The following is a 15,295-nucleotide window of genomic DNA, read 5'->3' on the forward strand; positions in this document are numbered from 1 at the left end:
AATCAATACCACTACGGAGGATTGCCCAAACCGGCGTAATGGTAGCTCGACGGGAACGAGGCTTCTCGCGCCAAAGTCCGGTCGGAACGCACCCGCATCGCTGGTGCGAGCCGGCCCACGCGTTTGACAGCCCGCGCACGGATGCTATTGACGACTACAGATAGGCAGAGCGAACATGAGCAAGGCCGACACGCGCGCGCTGGAACGGCAGGCCAAGGAGGTGGCCGCCCTGATGCGCATGCTCGCGAGCGAGCATCGGCTGCTGATCGTCTGCAAGCTGGTCGAGTATGGCGAGGCCAGCGCCGGCACTCTCGCCGAGGAGGTCGGCCTATCCGCCTCGGCGCTATCGCAGCACATGGCCAAGCTGAAGGCGGAAGGCGTGGTCGCCGCCCGGCGCGATGGCCAGGTCATTTGGTACCGCATCGCCGACCGGCGGGTCGAAGAGCTGTTCTCAACCCTGCACCGTCTGTTCTGCACCCCGCGCAAGCGCTGAAGCTAGCCGCGCTTCTGCTTCGCTTCGGCGGATTCAACCCACCAGAAGAACAATCCGGCGCCGACCGCAAGCGCTGCGAACCACGCGACATCCGGAATGTTCGTGACGTCCGGAAGGCGAACCTTGCCCAACGCCCACACGTTGAGGACATGGGCCTTCAGCCAGTCGAAGCTCAGCGCGTAGAGGATGGCGCCGGCGACCATGCCGAGAGCGCCAACCAAGGCATGGACGCTGCCGGTGGCGATGGCGCCGAGCGCCGTTCCCGGACAATAGCCGTAGACGACCATACCGACACCGAACAACGCGGCGCCGAGCGCGACCGCGAGCATGTTGGCATCCTTGACGTAGTATTTGGTGTTGCCGGTATCGACGAGCAGCAGCACGCCGAGCCCGCCGACCACGATCGCGGTGCCCATCACCTTGAGCACGGTGAAGTCGCGCAGGCGGAACTGGTTCTCGATCACGTTGCAGTTCGTCACCTTGCCGCGCTGGAGCAGAAAGCCGAACGCCGTGCCCATCAGCAGCGGACCCAGAATTGTCATCATCGCAGCCATCTCCATTTCTCCCTAGCGCTTGCGGAACATGAGTGCGGAAATGCCGAGTCCAGTGGCGAACATCACCGCAAGGAACAGCCAGCTCGACACCGCGAGTTGCAATCCACCGGAGATCCCGTGTCCACTGGTACAGCCGCCAGCAAGCCGTGCGCCATACATGATGACGATGCCGCCGAGGAATGCGCCGACGAAGCGCTTGGCGATCGACGGCCCGAACCGCTCCTTCCAGACCTCCGGCACCAGCTCGAGCCGCCATGTCCCCGACATAACAGCCGCGATGAACGCGCCCGCGGGAATGCCGACGAGGAACCAGACGCCGTAGTCCCACTTCAGCGGCATGCTCTTCCAGTAGGAATTCTGCGCCACAGCCTCCGGCCCGATCACCGGGAGGGCGAACAGCGAGGCAACGCGGGAATAGGCGGTGGTGACGCCGAGCGGGTCGCCGAACACCGCAAAGGCAATCCAGCTCAACAACCCGATTCCCGCGCCGACGAGATAGGGCGACCAGTCGATCCGTGCGGTGCGCGGCGCTTCGCGAACGTAGCTTTCCGTGATGGTGGTCATGTGCGTTTCCCTGGATAAGCGGCGCGACCGGCCCGCATCGGGGAAATCATATTCAAAAAATATAATTTAGTAAATTCTAAAATACTAGGCGCCTGGCGAACCCATCGCTTGCTGCGGTTGCGGCATGTCGGCGCGGTCGACGAAGAGATCTGTGAGCCCTGCCCCCAGCCACATGCCACCGAGCACGAGCCAAGCGGTGAGCGCGAACACTGAGGCCCCGGTCACACCGGCGCCGACCGCGCAGCCGCCGGCGAGCATCGCGCCGAACCCCATCAGCACCGCTCCGAGCAGATAGCGGCGCATGCCGAGCCCGTCCGAAAACCCCTCGAGCTTCAGTTCACTCGCGCTGGCCGCGGCGATGAACGAGCCGAGAAAGACACCGGGAATGATGCCGAGATCGAAGCCGAGCCGCAATTGCGAGCTATTCAGCACCAGCATCAGCAATTCGGCCGATGGCCCGCTGAAGGTGAGGCTCTTCAACGTCACCGGCGCGAAGGAGGCCTGTGAGAGCTGATAAGTGAAGAACCAGCCGGCGACCACCGCCACGCCCGTGGCCAGCGCGGCGAGGATCAGCCGGCGCTGCAGATGACTGCGAAACGCAAAGGCGAGCCCCGCGAGCAGCCATAGTCCGCCGAAAGCGAGCTTCTCGGGCGTGCCGCCGCCGAACACCGCCATGATGTCACGCGAGGGCCCGCCATCGACCAGCCACAGATTGGTCACCCACTCGCGGGCCGGCAACAGCAGGCCGCGATAGGAAGCCTGCGCGGTGACCGCGAACACCAGGCCCGACAGCAGGGCCCGGAGATTGCCGTTGGCCGAGAGCACGAGCAGCCGACTGGCGCAGCCGCGGGCGAGGATCATGCCGCAGCCGAACATCACCCCGCCCAGAAGCGCGCCGGAGATGCTGCCCTGCTGCGCGAGCTGGCGCGCCTCAGACACGTCAAGCAAGCGGAGCGCGACCAGCGCCTGGGTACCGACCAGCGCGGCGCCGAAGGTCAAGAGCCACACTGCAAGGCGCGGCCCACCCTCGCCGCGAGAGAATTCGACTGCCGCCGCGCGCAGGCAGAAGCGGCTGCGCTGGGCGAAGAACCCGAACAGGCCACCGACCAGGAGGCCACCCAGCCATGACAGCCGCTCTTCCCCCATGAAATCGATGAGTGTGGTCAGCACGGCCGTCTCGGTATTCCCTTTAACACTTGCCAGTTTACCGCACGCCTTGGCCCCGCCATATGAGCCAAATCAAGGCTCGCGCATCACTCATGGCCGCAGATAGGCGTATCCTTGCTGCTGCAGTTCGGCGAGCCGCACCACGCCACCCTTCTCGGCCACCACGAAGCCAGGCGTGAGGTCGTCGAGCTTGACGCCCTGCGCCTTCATGGTGTTGGCGCAGGCATCGAAGCCGACGCCTGCGTCAATGAGCTTCTTCATCATCGCAACGGTGTGGTCATCGGCGGCGAAGCGTGGAAGGCACGCAGCGCCGGCCCGTGCACAACCAGCCTGATGTCGGCCTTGCCAGGCCCGCCGACGCCGTCAACGTGGTTCTGGAGATTGCCGAGAACGAAGACGACACGATCGGAATCGGCGAGGTGATAGACGACGCGCTGCCGCACCGGTGCCTCCGTCGCAGCAGCCGCCTCGCGCACGGCGAGAACACCAAATAGTCCGGCTAGGCTTACGCGAAGCATGGATCGACGCCGCATGGTCCCTCCTATCGTGTCTGCTTGATGAATTCCGCGATGCGATCGGCCACGTCTTCAGCGAACAGGTCGCGAAAGAAATGATCGGCGCCTTCAATCCTGTCGAGTTGCACCCTGCCGCCGCTCGAATCGGCAAGCGGTGCGAAGGACACAGCCACATCGGGCACGACCGTATCCTTGGTTGCCGCGAGCACCAGCACCGGCAACTTCGTCCGCGCCACCAGCGCCGCCGTGTCCTCCCCGGCATCAGGGCTGTAGAAGGATTTAAAGGCCCGCGCCGTCACCACGGCGTTGCGGCAATAGATGAAGCCCGGCGCGTCCATCCATTCTCCACCGCGCCCCGCCGCGACGGCCTTGATTGCCTTCTCGAGCAGCGGTTCGAGCGGCTTGCCATAGGTCTGGGCGTAGGCGGCGCGCAAATCGACCTCGACTTTCGCGGTCGCCGGCGCCAGCAGCACCGCACCCGCAGCGGCCGAGCTTTCGCTCGCCGCCAGATAACGCGCCACCTGGTTGCCCCCGCGCGAATGACCAAACGTGAACACGAACCGGGACATGCTCTTGGCTTTTGCAACCCAGGCGCCGATTTCGCTAACCGCATCATCGGTGACATAGTCGTGTCGCACGGCGCAGTCGTACATGCCTTTACGATGGTCGAGCCCGAGCGACAGCGTATGGGCGAGCGACGCGATGCCGCGCTGCTCGAGCGCCCTGGCGACGCCCTGAATGACCTCCATATCTTTGTGCGCGAGCGTACCGTGGGTCATCACAACGAGCGGTGTGTCTTGCCCCATCAGAGTAGGCGCACGCAGAGTCGCCAAGGTCGTGCGGCCGTTAACCGACAGTTCGAGTTCCTGCTCGGTCGCGCCAACAGGCTGCGCAAAAAGGAGCAAGACGGCCAGTCCCATCAACCATCGCATCGGCCGCTCTCTCCCTCAGGGACGGACAATCGTCCAGTTCTTTTCCGCAAGATCCATCAGCGCGGCAACCCCGACCTGAGTGACGCTGACGCCATCGATCAGAGGCGGTCTCCTGCCTTCCTTCGCCGCCAGCGTCTCGAGCGTATTGCCGCAGGCGATGAAGCTCACATTGGGCATCGACTTCAGGAAGTTCACCAGGCGCTCCTTCACCGGCGAGCGGTCCTCGAGCAGCATGTCGAGGCCGCCATTGAAGGCGATCACCACGATCTCGACGTCCCCGCCCTCTCCCGAATAATGCCGCGAGACGTTGGCCGCAACATCGAGGACGGCGCGCATCTTGACCGGATCGTCGTCACTGATCTGCAGCGCGAGCCTGTGCGGCTCCGCCGCCCGCGACGGGGCGGCGAAACCCGTCACGATGAAAGCGGCGGCGACCAGCCCGCGAAGCAATCCGCGGCGGCTCGCCTGCCTGCGGTTCATTCCACGCCCCGCGACTTCTTGTCCTTGCTGTCCTCAGGCGTCACGTCGATCGCGGCCGCGCGCGCAGTGATCTTCACCGGCGCGATGCAATCCTTCATGCAGGGGTCCTTCTGCCAGAACGACTTCTCGGTGGCGGCGCGGTCGTCCATCACAAAGCCCTGCTCGTTCGGCATCCTGATCGTGGCAAGATTCTTGTTGTTCAGCTCGAAATTCTGGTCGGTGATGACGTCGTTCAGATAGAGGACGTAGGCGACCAGCGCATAATATTCGTCGACCGAAAACGACTCCGCATTGCCGTAGGGCATGGCGTGACGGACATAATCGAACACGGTCGAGGCGTAGGGCCAGTAGGAGCCGACCGTCTTGACCGGATTGTCTGACGTCAGCGAGCCCTTGCCGCCCGCCAGCACCGGCCAGCGGCCGTTGCCCTCGCCAAACTCGCCATGGCAGGTAGAGCAATTGTCCATGAACAGCTTCTCGCCCTGCGCGACGGTGCCCTTGCCTTCCGGCAGGCCCTGGCCGTCGGGCCGCACGTCGATATCCCAGCCGCGGACCTCGTCCGCGGTCGGCGCGCGGCCGATGTGATAGCGCGGACCGCCCTTGGCGTCTGCCTTCTGTTGCGCGAGCGCCGGTGCGACCAGCGCGCAGGCGAGCAGCGCGGCTGCGATGAAATTAGGCGACTTCGACATTCTCGACCTCACCATTGGCCTGCACATGCCAGGTTTGGATGCCATTGTTGTGATAGATGGAGTTGACGCCGCGGATCTTGCGCAGCTCGGCCTTGCTCGGCTGCACATAGCCGGTCTCGTCCTGCACGCGCGATTGCAGCAGCAGCGGCTCGCCGTTCCAGTCGAACTCGTAGTAGAATCGGGTCAGCGCCTTATCGAGCACCGGGCCATCGATCCGTGCCGGCCACCAGTTGCGGCCCCCATCGAGCGACACGTCCACGCGCTTGACCTTGCCGTTGCCGCTCCAGGCGAGCCCCGAGACGATGGTAAAGCCCTTGCCGTGCTTAATCGGCGCCTGAGGGCTCGGGCTCGTGATGACAGACTTGGCGTCCATCGACCACGTGAAGCGGCGCGCCTTGCCATTCGGCAGCAGGTCCGTGTATTTCGACGTTTCCTCGCGGGTGTGCCAGGGCTGGTCGCCGACCTTGATGCGACGCAGCCACTTGACCCAGAGATTGCCTTGCCAGCCCGGCACCACGAGCCGCATCGGATAGCCCTGCTCGGGATAAAGCGCCTCGCCATTCATCTTGTAGGCGATGATGCAGTCGTCGAGCGCCTTCTCGATCGGCAGGCTGCGATCCATCGCAGCCGCATCGGCGCCTTCGACCAGCAGCCACTTGCCGTTCGTCTTGACGCCGGCTTCTTCGAGCAACGTGCGCAACGACACGCCGGTGTACTGCACGCAATGGATCATGCCATGGGTGAACTGGCAGCCATTGAGCTGCGCGCCGCGCCACTCCATGCCTGAATTCGCCGCGCACTCCATGAAGTGGATGCGGTTGACGCGCGGATAGCGCTTCAGCTCGTCCAGCGTCAAGATTAGCGGCCGCTCCACCAGCCCGTGGATCATCAGGCGATGATCGGCCGGATCGATCTCGGCGATGCCGCCATGATGCCGCTCGAAGCAGAGGCCGTTCGGCGTGATGATGCCTTCGAGCTCGTGCAGCGGCGTGAAGCTGACCGAGGACTCGCGGGAGGCCGTCAGCCATTCCACATCGCGCCGGATGACCTCCTTCTCGAACTTCGATGGCTTGCCGTAGGGGCGCACGGCGACGCCCTCGCCGAGCGACTTGCTCCATTCGGGAACATTGGGCGGCTGGTTCGCCGGATTCCCGCCGCCGGCGAAAGCCGGCTTGGCGAGCACCGATGCGGCAACGCCGGCACCAGCGGCCAGAAAGTTGCGTCGGGATTGCCGGGGACTGTCCATCTTCGACATCGCTTCTTACGCTCCGGTGACTTTGACGGCTCTATTGGGCTCGAGGCGAACCGTCTTCTGTCGGGTCAGATAATTGGCCACGACCTCCCAGATCGGCGGTCCCTCGGTTCCTTCGTTGACGCTGGCCCAGCCGGCGACCTGGTATTCCCTGTTCGGGTCGATCGGCGCGCCGGTCTTGGCCATCTGCATGTCCGAGATGCGACTACCTTGCGGCTTCGTGACATCGATCGCGTAAGACAGCCCGCCGATCCGCACCATGTCGCCGCCCTGCTGGTAATAGGGATCGACGTTGAAGAGATTGTCGGCGACGTCCTCGATGATCTCCTTCAACCGCGAACCCGTCATGCCCATGCGGTAGACGGCCGGATAGGTGATCGCGGTCGCATTGGTGACGTCCTCGAAGGTGATGTCCTGCCCCGGCAGCACGCTGGTGCCCCAGCGGAAGCCCGGCGACAGCGCGATCTCGGCGTCGCGCTCCTGCATCAACGCCTGGCAGATCAGGTCGTCGAACGTGCCGTTGAAATTGCCGCGGCGGTAGAGCAGCGAGTCCGTCTTGCCGAGGACCTTGGACAACTCGGCCGCAAAGGGCTTGCGCACCTCGGCGATCTTGGCGGCCATCTCGGCGTCCGCCGCGATGACGTCGGAAAACAGCGGGATGAGCTTGTAACGGAACGCCTTCACCTCGCCATCGCGGACGTCGAGGTCGAGCCGCGACACGAACTTGCCGGACGAGCCCGACGCGATCAGCAGCGTCTTGCCGACCTTGACCGCCTCGGGCAGCGCGTCATGGGTGTGTCCGGTCAGGATGACGTCGATGCCCTTGACGCGGCTCGCAAGCTTGCGGTCGACGTCGAAGCCATTGTGCGACAGCAGCACGACGAGCTGCGCGCCATCCTTGCGCGCCTTGTCGACCTGCGCTTGCACGTCCTCTTCACGGACGCCGAACGACCAGTTCGGAATCATCCAGCGCGGATTGGCAACGGGCGTATAGGGGAACGCCTGCCCCAGCACCGCGATCTTGACGCCGCCGCGCTCGATCATGGTCGAGGCGTCGAACGCCGCCTCGTTCCATTCGGTGTCGCGGATGTTGAGGCCGAGGAACGGGAAGCCGAGGCTTTCGATCGCCTGCTTGACGCGCTCGGTGCCGTAGGTGAATTCCCAGTGACCGGTCATCGCGTCGGGCTTGAGCAGCGCCATGCAGTCGATCATGTCCTGGCCGCGCGTCCTCAGCGAGGACCACGAGCCCTGCCAGGTATCGCCGCCGTCGAGCAGCGCGACCTTGTCGCCGCGCTCGGCGCGGATCGCCTTGATCACCGTTGCGGCGCGATCGAGGCCGCCGATCCGGCCATAGCTCTTGGCGAGCGACTCGAAATCCTCCGACGTCAGGGCGTAGGCCGCGGACGAACCGGGCGCGATGCCGAAGCGCGCAAGAAACTCCTTGCCGGTGACGTGCGGCGGAAGGCCCTTGGCCTCGCCGACGCCGAGATTGGTCGAGGGCTCGCGGAAATAGAGCGGCATGAGCTGGCCGTGAATGTCGGTCACATGCACCAGCGTGACGTTGCCGAGCGGCTCGAAGGCCAGCAACTCCTTCTCGGTCAGACGCTGCTGCGCGACCGCCCGGGTCAGGCCCGGGCCCACACCGGCCGAAAGGGCGGCCGTCGCGGCGGCAACCTGAATGAACTCGCGGCGAGAGATCATGCGCAATGCTCCTGCATGCTCATCGTTTCAATTGCGCACCGACGGCGTCTCGACCGGCAATCCGATGCCGCGCCAGGCGACATAGAGCTCAAGCGCAAGGAATTCGTCCGACAGCGGCTTGAACGGCTCGGCGCGCACGTCGAACATGCAGCCTTCGAAACGCTCATGCAGCGGCACCAGGCGCTGGTCGCGCAGCCGGTAGGTCGGAAAGCCGTTGGTCTGGCCCTGGCTCAGAAAATCGGCGCGCATGAACTTGCCGTTGTTGCGCTCGTGACAGGACTCGCAGGCGAGATCGAGCTGGCCGTAACGCGTGTAGTAGATCTGCTTGCCGCGCTCGAACCAGGGCGACATCGGACCATCGGTCTTTACCGTCACGGGCATGCCGTGGGACTGGTAGCGCACGAAGGTGGTCATGTCCGTCAGTTCCTGGGACTTGAACCTCCAGGGCTCCGCCTTCATGTGCTCGGTGCGGCAGATGTTGATGCGCTGCTCGAGATTGACCGGCTTCTTCAGCTTGTCGTCCCATTTCGGCATGGCGGCACCGACGCCCTTCATGCTGGTCTCGGCCTCGCCGTGACAGCTCATGCAGGACTTGCCCTCGCTCCCTTCGACCTTCTTCCAGACGTCCGCCGCGCGCTCCACAGCGAGGAAACCCGGATTTTCGAGATCGTCGTCCTGCAGCGCACGAGTCTCCTTGCTGCGGAACTCGTAGCCCGAGATGATTGTCTTGAAGACGTGGCCGGGCGGCGCCGGGATGCCCTTGCGCTCGGCCTCCTCTGCGAAGGCGACCGTCGCGATCGATGCGGCGGCCACGATCGCAGCGGCTATCCCAACATATCGTGGCACCATCCGAGCCTCCCTCAATGCGCGATGCGCATCATGCCTTGAGCGCGATCTTCTCTTCGGCCGTGATCACCGTGCCGTCGTCGTCAGTCCAGGAGAACTTGAACGATCCGGCCTCCTCCACCTTGGCGTCGAACTGGATGTAGGGATTGGCCGAGATCGCCGGCTCCAGCGCGCAAGAAAACACCGGCTTGCCGTTGAACTCGCAGGCGAACTTGTTGATGATCTTGCGCGGAATGGTCTTGCCCTGCGCGTCCTTGCGCTGGCCCGATTCCATGACATGCGAGACCAGGGTCTTGATCTGGATGACCTCACCCTTGGCGGCTTCCTTGGGAAGCTTGATGCGCGGTTTGTCTGCCATCTTTTCTCTCCTCAGCCCTTAGCCGCCGCAGCCGCCGATGGTGACCTTGACGGTCTTCTGTTCCGTGAACAGCGAGCCGTCGCTCATCTTCGCGATCGCAACCACGTTTTGCGTGGTCGCGAGCCGGATGCGGATCGAGGCTTCCGCCTTGCCCGACAGCGGCGTGAAGGACAGCGTTGCGACACCCGCGTTCGGGTTGCCGTCCGCGATGATCATGACGTCCTTGACATAGGAGTCCGCCGTCATCGGGCTCTCGATGTTGATCGACAGCGGCACAGTGTTGCCGTTCTCCGCGATCTCCGGCAGGTCGAGCGAGATCTTGCCCTTTGCGGGCTGCTTGCCGCCCGTGAACTTCTCGATCCACTTGGCCGCGTCGTTCGTCACTTCGGCATCGGCCGCCATGGGCATCAGGGTCAGCATGACGAAGCCGCCCCCGAGCGCAAAAGCCTGCCGTCGATTGATGGCCTTCATTCCTGGTCCTCCTCGCCGTCAGTTCAGCGTCTTGAGAAAAGCAACTACGTCCTCGACCTGCGAGGCCGTCAGAATCGACTTGCCGACGAATTCCGGGCGCACGCGACTCAAGCCGTCATTCTTGAAGAACGCGGGCATGACCGTGTCAGTGAAGATGCGCTTGGGGTCGGCGACGATGAGGCGCAACTGTGCCTCGGTGTAGCGGCCGGCCACGCCGTCGAGCGACGGACCGAACTCGCCGTGGAATTCCTCGGATTTCAGGCTGGTGACCTGGTGGCAGGCCAGGCAGTTGCCGAGCGTGCGCGTCAAGAACACCTTCTTGCCGGCCTCGGCATTGCCGGGTGTGCCGGTCAGGGATTTCGGCAGCGAGTCATTGACGACGTCGAGCTTGATCGGCGCCGCGGCCGGCTGCTGGGCAAGAGCGCCTCCGGCCGACAGACACAGTGCAAACGCAGCCACAAGCGAGCGCCGCATGTTCCCTACCCTTACAGCGGGGTGACGCCCGCTCTTGATTGCGATGAACTCACAGTCCATCAAATTCATGTATTATGATATGTTTATATAAAAGGCAAGGTCAAGCGAAATTCGCAAGACGCGATCAGCTAACCGTTTGCAGCGAGGAAATCCCGGAACGAGCCGCGCTCATAGGCCCGCTCTCGCACGAAACGAAACATCGAAAGGAAGTGCGGCGGCTTGAGATAGCCGGGCGCCCGCGCCACTTCCCGCGCCATCGCTTCTTTCGCTTCGATGGCGTCGGATGACGGTGGAAAGAACTGGAAGGTCGGGGTGAACCTGATCCCGTATTTCTGTGCGAGCTCCTTCTCGGACAATTCCTGGCGATCGAAATCCGTAACCTTGCGGGAGCCAATCAGATTGAGCTGCAAGACTTCGAAATTGTTGTGGATGTATCTGGTGATGTCAGCGTCCGCGAAGTTCACCAAATGTGTCTCGCGGCAGTAGGGACAGCCGCGCAGCTCCCACATGATGGCGAAGCGCTTTCCGCTGGCGGCGGCGCTGTCGAGATCCTCGCGCAGATCGAGGAAGCTCTGCAGGAACCAGGGTTCATGATAGAGTCCATCTTCCCCGAGCGCTGGCTCTGCTGCGGCCACGCCACGACCCACGGCAAGGGCGGCGCCGGACGCTAGGGCGAGGAAGCCGCGCCGCGTGGCTGCGCGAAGCGAGATCGGGGATTCGTGCTCTGAGAGATCTTGCGCATCGGTCATTTTCATTATGATATTCGAATACACGAATATAACAAGGATTTCCGATCATGCGCTGCATCATCGTCCTGCTGGCATGGCTGGCTTCGGACGCACTCGCCCTGGGCGCGGACGCGGCAAAACCCGCGGATTTCGTATCGGCGATGGCACCGATCATGGCCAACCTGCGCACCGCCGCGAGCTATGCGCGCACCGGTAACGTCGCGCTGGCGCAGATGGAAACCGACGAGGCAGTAGCCGCGTGGAAGCGGCTCGAGCCGAATACATCCATCCCCCTCGTCTATGCGCCGGCCGCGTCGTCGGACTTTCTCGACCGCGGTCGCGAACACCTCACGGTAGCAACGCGTGCGCTCGACAGTGGAGACACCGTCGCTGCCGGCCGCGAGCTGCTTGCGCTTCGTCAGTCACTTCATGAGCTCAGGTTTCATGCGGGCCTCTACGATCTCGGCGACTGCGTCTTCGAGATCGCGCCGGCGATGGAGAAGCTGCGGGTCGCGGCCATGCGGTACGGCGAGCAACCTGCACCGGCGAACGCCGAGGACACCGTTGCCGCCGGGGGAGCATTTCGCGATCGCCTGCAGCGCTGCAACGAGTGGGCGAGCGCGGAGATCGCCAAGACAAGCGAGTTCCGCCGCCTGATCGACGGCGCGATCGCGAGCAGCGGTGCGATTGCGCACGCGGCAATGGCCGGCGACGGCCCGCTCGTGCATCGTTACCTGATCGAGCTGCAGTCCTACGCTCAATTGCTCGATTTTCGCTTTGGTTGAGACTTAGCCGATGCTGGTGAGGCTGGGGAATCGCTCCAGCAGCCACTCCGAGGCCGCTGGCATCAGCCCGGTCAGGAACATCAGGCCGGTCACGACCAGGAAGGCACCCATCGCCTTCTCGACCAGGCCGAGATGCCGGCGGGCACGGCCAAGCACGACAATGAACTTGCTGGTGAAGGCAGCCGCGATCAGGAACGGAATACCGGTCCCAACTGAATAGGCGAGCAGCAGGAGCGCCCCCCGTCCCGTCGTCTCCTCCGAGCCTGCCATCAGCAGGACGGCAGCGAGGATGGGGCCGGCGCAGGGTGTCCAGCCGAACGCGAACGCCACCCCCATGACGAAAGCCCCCGCCACGCCGGCTGGCCGGTTGTCGACCTGCACGGTCGCGCTGCGATAGAGCAAGGGAATCCTGAACATCCCGAGAAAATGCAGGCCCATCACGATGATCAGGCCGCCGGCGATGATGCCGAGCGTCGACAGATGCGCCGAGATGAAGCGTCCGGCGAGCGATGCGGTCGAGCCGAGGGCGACGAAGACCAGCGAAAAGCCCGCCACGAAAGCTAGTGCGGAAATCAGGACGCGTGGCCGCAGATTCGGCGTATCGCCGGACAGATCCGTAACCGAGACGCCGGCCATGTAGCACAGGAAGGGTGGCACCAGGGGCAGGATACAGGGCGACAAAAACGACAATAGGCCCGCGACGAAGGCTGCCCCCAGCGTGACGTCCAAAGTCATGGCGTCTCATCCCTAGCACATATACGAATTTAATGATATAAAGCGCTCAGGAAGTCCAGAGGCCTGTTGCCTAGAATGAACCGAATCATCGCCTCGCTCGCAGTTGCCATCGCGCTCGCGCTGTCCGCGACGGAATCGCGCGCGGCTGAGCTCATTATGTTCGAGCGTGCCGGCTGCGTGTGGTGTGCGCGCTTCAATGCCGAGATCGCGCCAATCTATGCCAAGACCGAGGAAAGCCAGGTCGCGCCGCTGCGCCGGGTCGACCTGAACAGTCCCCTGCCCCCGGACCTCGCCGGAATCGATCCCGGCATCTTCACGCCGACCTTCGTCGTGGTAAAAGAAGGCCGTGAGATCGGGCGCATTCGCGGCTATCCCGGGGATGCATTCTTTTTTGGCCTCTTGGACCGGATCCTGTCTAGTACAGTACTGGAGCCAGCCAAGTCGTGACCGCTCTTTGGATTTTTCTCAGAGGACTTTGACGTAATGCCGTTGCCAAAGCTGAAGGAGATCGAGGGCTCTGCCGAGCTCGAGCAGATGATCGAGAAGGCGCGCGAGGCGAGCGACATGCTGAAGGCGCTGTCGCACGAGTCCCGTTTGTTGCTGCTTTGCATCCTCGCTGAGAGCGAAAAGTCCGTAACCGAACTCGAGCAGTTCCTCGGCGAGCGGCAGTCGACCGTTTCCCAGCAGCTCGCGCGGCTCAGACTCGACCGCCTGGTGACGACTCGCCGCGACGGCAAGACGATCTATTACAGCCTCGCCAACGAGGACGTCCGCAAGATTCTCACCGCCGTCTATGATGTGTTCTGCGAGCCGGTACGCCGCCGCCGCCGGTAAATTTTCCGCGCTGGATTTTCGCAACCCTCCGGCGCAAACTGCCCAAAGAGGCAGAACAAACATCTTGCGGGAGGAATGCTCAATCCCTCGACCATAGCGTTCGCATGCGGGTTTGCCGCCGGTGCCGTCCTCGGTATTGCCGGCAGAGCGGGCCGTTTCTGCACGCTCGCGATGCTTGAGGATGCGTTCTTCGGATCGGATTACCGTCGCCTGAGATCCTTTGCGCTCGCTGCGGCGGTGGCGCTGCTGTTGACGCAGGCGCTCGCAGCTTTCGGCATCGTTGACCTGTCGCGGTCGATCTATCTCACGGCATCGATCGGGCTTGGCGGCGTGATCATCGGCGGGCTGATGTTCGGCGTCGGCATGGCACTGGTCGGCACTTGCGGCTTCGGCACCCTGGTACGCGTCGGCGGTGGCGATCTGCGCGCCATCGTGGTCTTTCTCGTGCTCGGCCTGTCTGCGCTCGCGACCATGCGCGGCATTACCGGCATGCTGCGCGTGGCATTGATCGAGCCACTTTCCCTGCAGCTTGCAGAGGGGCGCAACCAGACTCTGACATCGCTGCTCGGCGCAGGCAGCACGGCACGCGCGATTCTCGTCGTGACAATTGCCACCGCGCTCGCCTTTTGGGCGCTTGCGGACGGCAGGCTGATTCGGTCACCACGACTGCTGGCCTCCGGTCTGGCCGTCGGCGCCGCGATCGCATTCGGCTGGTTTGCGACCGGATGGCTTGCGGACGACGAGTTCGATCCCGTGCGGGTCTCTTCCCTCACCTTCGTGGCCCCACTCGGCGACACCATCCTCTACATCGCCACGTTCTCAGGCGCGCGGCTGAACTTCGGGATCGGTTCTGTGGCCGGCGTGGTCACAGGCTCGTTTGCCGCCGCGATATTCGCGCGCGGCTTTCGCTGGGAAGCCTGCGACGACGCCCGCGAATTGAAGCGTCACATGATCGGCGCGCTCCTGATGGGCGTCGGCGGCATCATGTCGATGGGCTGCACCATCGGTCAGGGCCTGAGCGCATTCTCGACGCTCGCCGTATCGGCTCCGATAGCGATGCTGGCCATCGCCTGCGGCGCGTACCTTGGGCTCGAGTTCACGATGACGGGCGAATGGCTGCCAGCCTTCCGGAGGCTGTTCGGCGCATCGACCTAGACGAGTTGGAGACAGCCCCCGCTTCTGAGGCCGCCGTCGTCGTGCTTTGGCTCGTGCAGCGGCGCGACCAACTGGCCCGGGCATAGTCCGGCTACAGATACCTCGCGAAGGACGGAGCAGCGCAGACTGTCCGCTTTACTCGCCCCAATGTCCTATTTTACGACGGACACGTAATCGATCTGTCCCATAAGATCCGCGCACTATATCGAATGCGGAAAGGTACAGATACGAAAGGAAAGCCGAACAACGAACTGGCCGCGTCCGCCCTCAGAAAATCGCCGCGCGAGACCATTCTTGTTCGCGGCGATCTCTCTGCGAAGGGCTTGGAAATTAAGGGGTTTCCAATGGTGGGCGCACCAGGGCTCGAACCTGGGACCCGCTGATTAAGAGTCTGATGTTTTCTGAATAACGACAAATACTTAGATGTAAAAGATGGCTATAGCAGAGCTATACAAATCAATGGGTTATAGCCGAATCGTAAATCACGAGCCGGCGACTTCATTGACCTGCGACCCGAGCGTCCCGAACGCAATCAGCGACCGACAAATCAACAAAAACAACA

The 15,295-nt window shown here is 63.4% G+C and carries 19 protein-coding genes and 1 pseudogene; 5 read left to right on the forward strand and 15 right to left on the reverse strand.

What is annotated here, in order from left to right:
* The first annotated feature begins 175 nt into the window (after positions 1-175).
* Positions 176-493: an ArsR/SmtB family transcription factor gene (locus L6637_RS14585; RefSeq protein WP_237871041.1), complete on the forward strand. Its 318-nt coding sequence runs from the start codon at positions 176-178 to the stop codon at positions 491-493.
* 2 nt (positions 494-495) lie between these two features.
* Here L6637_RS14585 and L6637_RS14590 read toward each other — a convergent pair whose 3' ends face one another.
* From L6637_RS14590 to L6637_RS14655, 14 genes and pseudogenes are all read right to left on the reverse strand, one after another.
* Complete coding sequence (locus L6637_RS14590) at positions 496-1,047, reverse strand: YeeE/YedE thiosulfate transporter family protein (protein WP_338076852.1); 552 nt, start codon at positions 1,045-1,047, stop codon at positions 496-498.
* Positions 1,048-1,059: 12 nt separating this feature from the next.
* Complete coding sequence (locus tag L6637_RS14595; RefSeq protein ID WP_237864825.1) at positions 1,060-1,611, reverse strand: YeeE/YedE thiosulfate transporter family protein; 552 nt, start codon at positions 1,609-1,611, stop codon at positions 1,060-1,062.
* 84 nt (positions 1,612-1,695) lie between these two features.
* Positions 1,696-2,781 (reverse strand): YeeE/YedE family protein, encoded by a 1,086-nt coding sequence (locus L6637_RS14600; protein ID WP_237864826.1) that lies wholly within the window; start codon positions 2,779-2,781, stop codon positions 1,696-1,698.
* An 87-nt stretch (positions 2,782-2,868) separates the two neighbouring features.
* Positions 2,869-3,311 (reverse strand): annotated as a pseudogene (locus L6637_RS14605) (DsrE family protein).
* An 8-nt stretch (positions 3,312-3,319) separates the two neighbouring features.
* The gene (locus tag L6637_RS14610) at positions 3,320-4,225 is read right to left on the reverse strand and encodes an alpha/beta hydrolase (RefSeq protein ID WP_237871046.1); all 906 of its coding nucleotides are present in this window, start codon (positions 4,223-4,225) and stop codon (positions 3,320-3,322) included.
* 15 nt (positions 4,226-4,240) lie between these two features.
* Positions 4,241-4,705, reverse strand: a complete 465-nt coding sequence (locus L6637_RS14615; RefSeq protein WP_237864827.1) for a DsrE family protein — start codon at positions 4,703-4,705, stop codon at positions 4,241-4,243.
* Complete coding sequence (locus L6637_RS14620) at positions 4,702-5,394, reverse strand: c-type cytochrome (protein WP_237864828.1); 693 nt, start codon at positions 5,392-5,394, stop codon at positions 4,702-4,704. Before L6637_RS14620 ends, L6637_RS14615 begins: the two co-directional genes overlap by 4 nt.
* On the reverse strand, positions 5,378-6,649 hold the full coding sequence (soxC, locus tag L6637_RS14625; protein WP_237871048.1) for a sulfite dehydrogenase: 1,272 nt from the start codon (positions 6,647-6,649) through the stop codon (positions 5,378-5,380). Before soxC ends, L6637_RS14620 begins: the two co-directional genes overlap by 17 nt.
* Positions 6,650-6,655: 6 nt before the next feature.
* A complete protein-coding gene (gene soxB, locus L6637_RS14630) occupies positions 6,656-8,347 on the reverse strand; it encodes a thiosulfohydrolase SoxB (protein ID WP_237871050.1) in 1,692 nt (563 codons plus the stop codon).
* A 27-nt stretch (positions 8,348-8,374) separates the two neighbouring features.
* Complete coding sequence (gene soxA / locus L6637_RS14635; protein WP_237871052.1) at positions 8,375-9,196, reverse strand: sulfur oxidation c-type cytochrome SoxA; 822 nt, start codon at positions 9,194-9,196, stop codon at positions 8,375-8,377.
* A gap of 28 nt (positions 9,197-9,224) precedes the next feature.
* Entirely contained in the window at positions 9,225-9,551 is a 327-nt protein-coding gene (gene soxZ / locus L6637_RS14640) for a thiosulfate oxidation carrier complex protein SoxZ (protein WP_237871054.1), read from the reverse strand.
* A gap of 18 nt (positions 9,552-9,569) precedes the next feature.
* The gene (gene soxY, locus L6637_RS14645; protein ID WP_237871056.1) at positions 9,570-10,022 is read right to left on the reverse strand and encodes a thiosulfate oxidation carrier protein SoxY; all 453 of its coding nucleotides are present in this window, start codon (positions 10,020-10,022) and stop codon (positions 9,570-9,572) included.
* Positions 10,023-10,040: 18 nt separating this feature from the next.
* Positions 10,041-10,496 carry a sulfur oxidation c-type cytochrome SoxX gene (gene soxX, locus L6637_RS14650; RefSeq protein WP_237871058.1) on the reverse strand — a complete coding sequence of 152 codons (456 nt, stop codon included), beginning with the start codon at positions 10,494-10,496 and terminating at the stop codon, positions 10,041-10,043.
* Positions 10,497-10,624: 128 nt separating this feature from the next.
* Positions 10,625-11,245: a SoxW family protein gene (locus L6637_RS14655; protein ID WP_237864928.1), complete on the reverse strand. Its 621-nt coding sequence runs from the start codon at positions 11,243-11,245 to the stop codon at positions 10,625-10,627.
* A 47-nt stretch (positions 11,246-11,292) separates the two neighbouring features.
* Here L6637_RS14655 and L6637_RS14660 point away from each other — a divergent pair, with 47 nt between their 5' ends.
* Entirely contained in the window at positions 11,293-12,009 is a 717-nt protein-coding gene (locus L6637_RS14660; RefSeq protein ID WP_237871060.1) for a hypothetical protein, read from the forward strand.
* Between the two features lie 3 nt (positions 12,010-12,012).
* Here the strand turns inward: L6637_RS14660 and L6637_RS14665 are convergent, their stop codons facing one another.
* Positions 12,013-12,744 carry a cytochrome c biogenesis CcdA family protein gene (locus tag L6637_RS14665; RefSeq protein WP_237871062.1) on the reverse strand — a complete coding sequence of 244 codons (732 nt, stop codon included), beginning with the start codon at positions 12,742-12,744 and terminating at the stop codon, positions 12,013-12,015.
* Between the two features lie 75 nt (positions 12,745-12,819).
* Between L6637_RS14665 and L6637_RS14670 the strand changes: the two genes are divergently transcribed.
* The 3 genes from L6637_RS14670 (at position 12,820) to L6637_RS14680 (ending at position 14,733) form a co-directional block, all read left to right on the forward strand.
* Entirely contained in the window at positions 12,820-13,191 is a 372-nt protein-coding gene (locus L6637_RS14670) for a thioredoxin domain-containing protein (RefSeq protein ID WP_237871064.1), read from the forward strand.
* A 36-nt stretch (positions 13,192-13,227) separates the two neighbouring features.
* Positions 13,228-13,578 (forward strand): ArsR/SmtB family transcription factor, encoded by a 351-nt coding sequence (locus L6637_RS14675; RefSeq protein ID WP_237864838.1) that lies wholly within the window; start codon positions 13,228-13,230, stop codon positions 13,576-13,578.
* A gap of 75 nt (positions 13,579-13,653) precedes the next feature.
* A complete protein-coding gene (locus L6637_RS14680) occupies positions 13,654-14,733 on the forward strand; it encodes a YeeE/YedE family protein (RefSeq protein ID WP_237864839.1) in 1,080 nt (359 codons plus the stop codon).
* Positions 14,734-15,295: the final 562 nt, after the last annotated feature.

Source organism: Bradyrhizobium zhengyangense, from assembly GCF_022012435.1.
GTDB classification, from domain to species: domain Bacteria; phylum Pseudomonadota; class Alphaproteobacteria; order Rhizobiales; family Xanthobacteraceae; genus Bradyrhizobium; species Bradyrhizobium zhengyangense.

Coding starts and splice junctions, on each gene's coding strand:
- L6637_RS14680 (WP_237864839.1), top strand. CDS start 13,654: ATGCTCAATCCCTCGACCATAGCGTTCGCATGCGGGTTTGCCGCCGGT.
- L6637_RS14675 (WP_237864838.1), top strand. CDS start 13,228: ATGCCGTTGCCAAAGCTGAAGGAGATCGAGGGCTCTGCCGAGCTCGAG.
- L6637_RS14660 (WP_237871060.1), top strand. CDS start 11,293: ATGCGCTGCATCATCGTCCTGCTGGCATGGCTGGCTTCGGACGCACTC.
- soxZ (WP_237871054.1), bottom strand. CDS start 9,551: ATGGCAGACAAACCGCGCATCAAGCTTCCCAAGGAAGCCGCCAAGGGT.
- L6637_RS14620 (WP_237864828.1), bottom strand. CDS start 5,394: ATGTCGAAGTCGCCTAATTTCATCGCAGCCGCGCTGCTCGCCTGCGCG.
- L6637_RS14595 (WP_237864825.1), bottom strand. CDS start 1,611: ATGACCACCATCACGGAAAGCTACGTTCGCGAAGCGCCGCGCACCGCA.
- L6637_RS14610 (WP_237871046.1), bottom strand. CDS start 4,225: ATGCGATGGTTGATGGGACTGGCCGTCTTGCTCCTTTTTGCGCAGCCT.
- L6637_RS14655 (WP_237864928.1), bottom strand. CDS start 11,245: ATGACCGATGCGCAAGATCTCTCAGAGCACGAATCCCCGATCTCGCTT.
- soxA (WP_237871052.1), bottom strand. CDS start 9,196: ATGGTGCCACGATATGTTGGGATAGCCGCTGCGATCGTGGCCGCCGCA.
- soxB (WP_237871050.1), bottom strand. CDS start 8,347: ATGATCTCTCGCCGCGAGTTCATTCAGGTTGCCGCCGCGACGGCCGCC.
- L6637_RS14615 (WP_237864827.1), bottom strand. CDS start 4,705: ATGAACCGCAGGCAGGCGAGCCGCCGCGGATTGCTTCGCGGGCTGGTC.
- L6637_RS14585 (WP_237871041.1), top strand. CDS start 176: ATGAGCAAGGCCGACACGCGCGCGCTGGAACGGCAGGCCAAGGAGGTG.
- soxX (WP_237871058.1), bottom strand. CDS start 10,496: ATGCGGCGCTCGCTTGTGGCTGCGTTTGCACTGTGTCTGTCGGCCGGA.
- L6637_RS14670 (WP_237871064.1), top strand. CDS start 12,820: ATGAACCGAATCATCGCCTCGCTCGCAGTTGCCATCGCGCTCGCGCTG.
- L6637_RS14590 (WP_338076852.1), bottom strand. CDS start 1,047: ATGGCTGCGATGATGACAATTCTGGGTCCGCTGCTGATGGGCACGGCG.
- L6637_RS14665 (WP_237871062.1), bottom strand. CDS start 12,744: ATGACTTTGGACGTCACGCTGGGGGCAGCCTTCGTCGCGGGCCTATTG.
- soxY (WP_237871056.1), bottom strand. CDS start 10,022: ATGAAGGCCATCAATCGACGGCAGGCTTTTGCGCTCGGGGGCGGCTTC.
- soxC (WP_237871048.1), bottom strand. CDS start 6,649: ATGTCGAAGATGGACAGTCCCCGGCAATCCCGACGCAACTTTCTGGCC.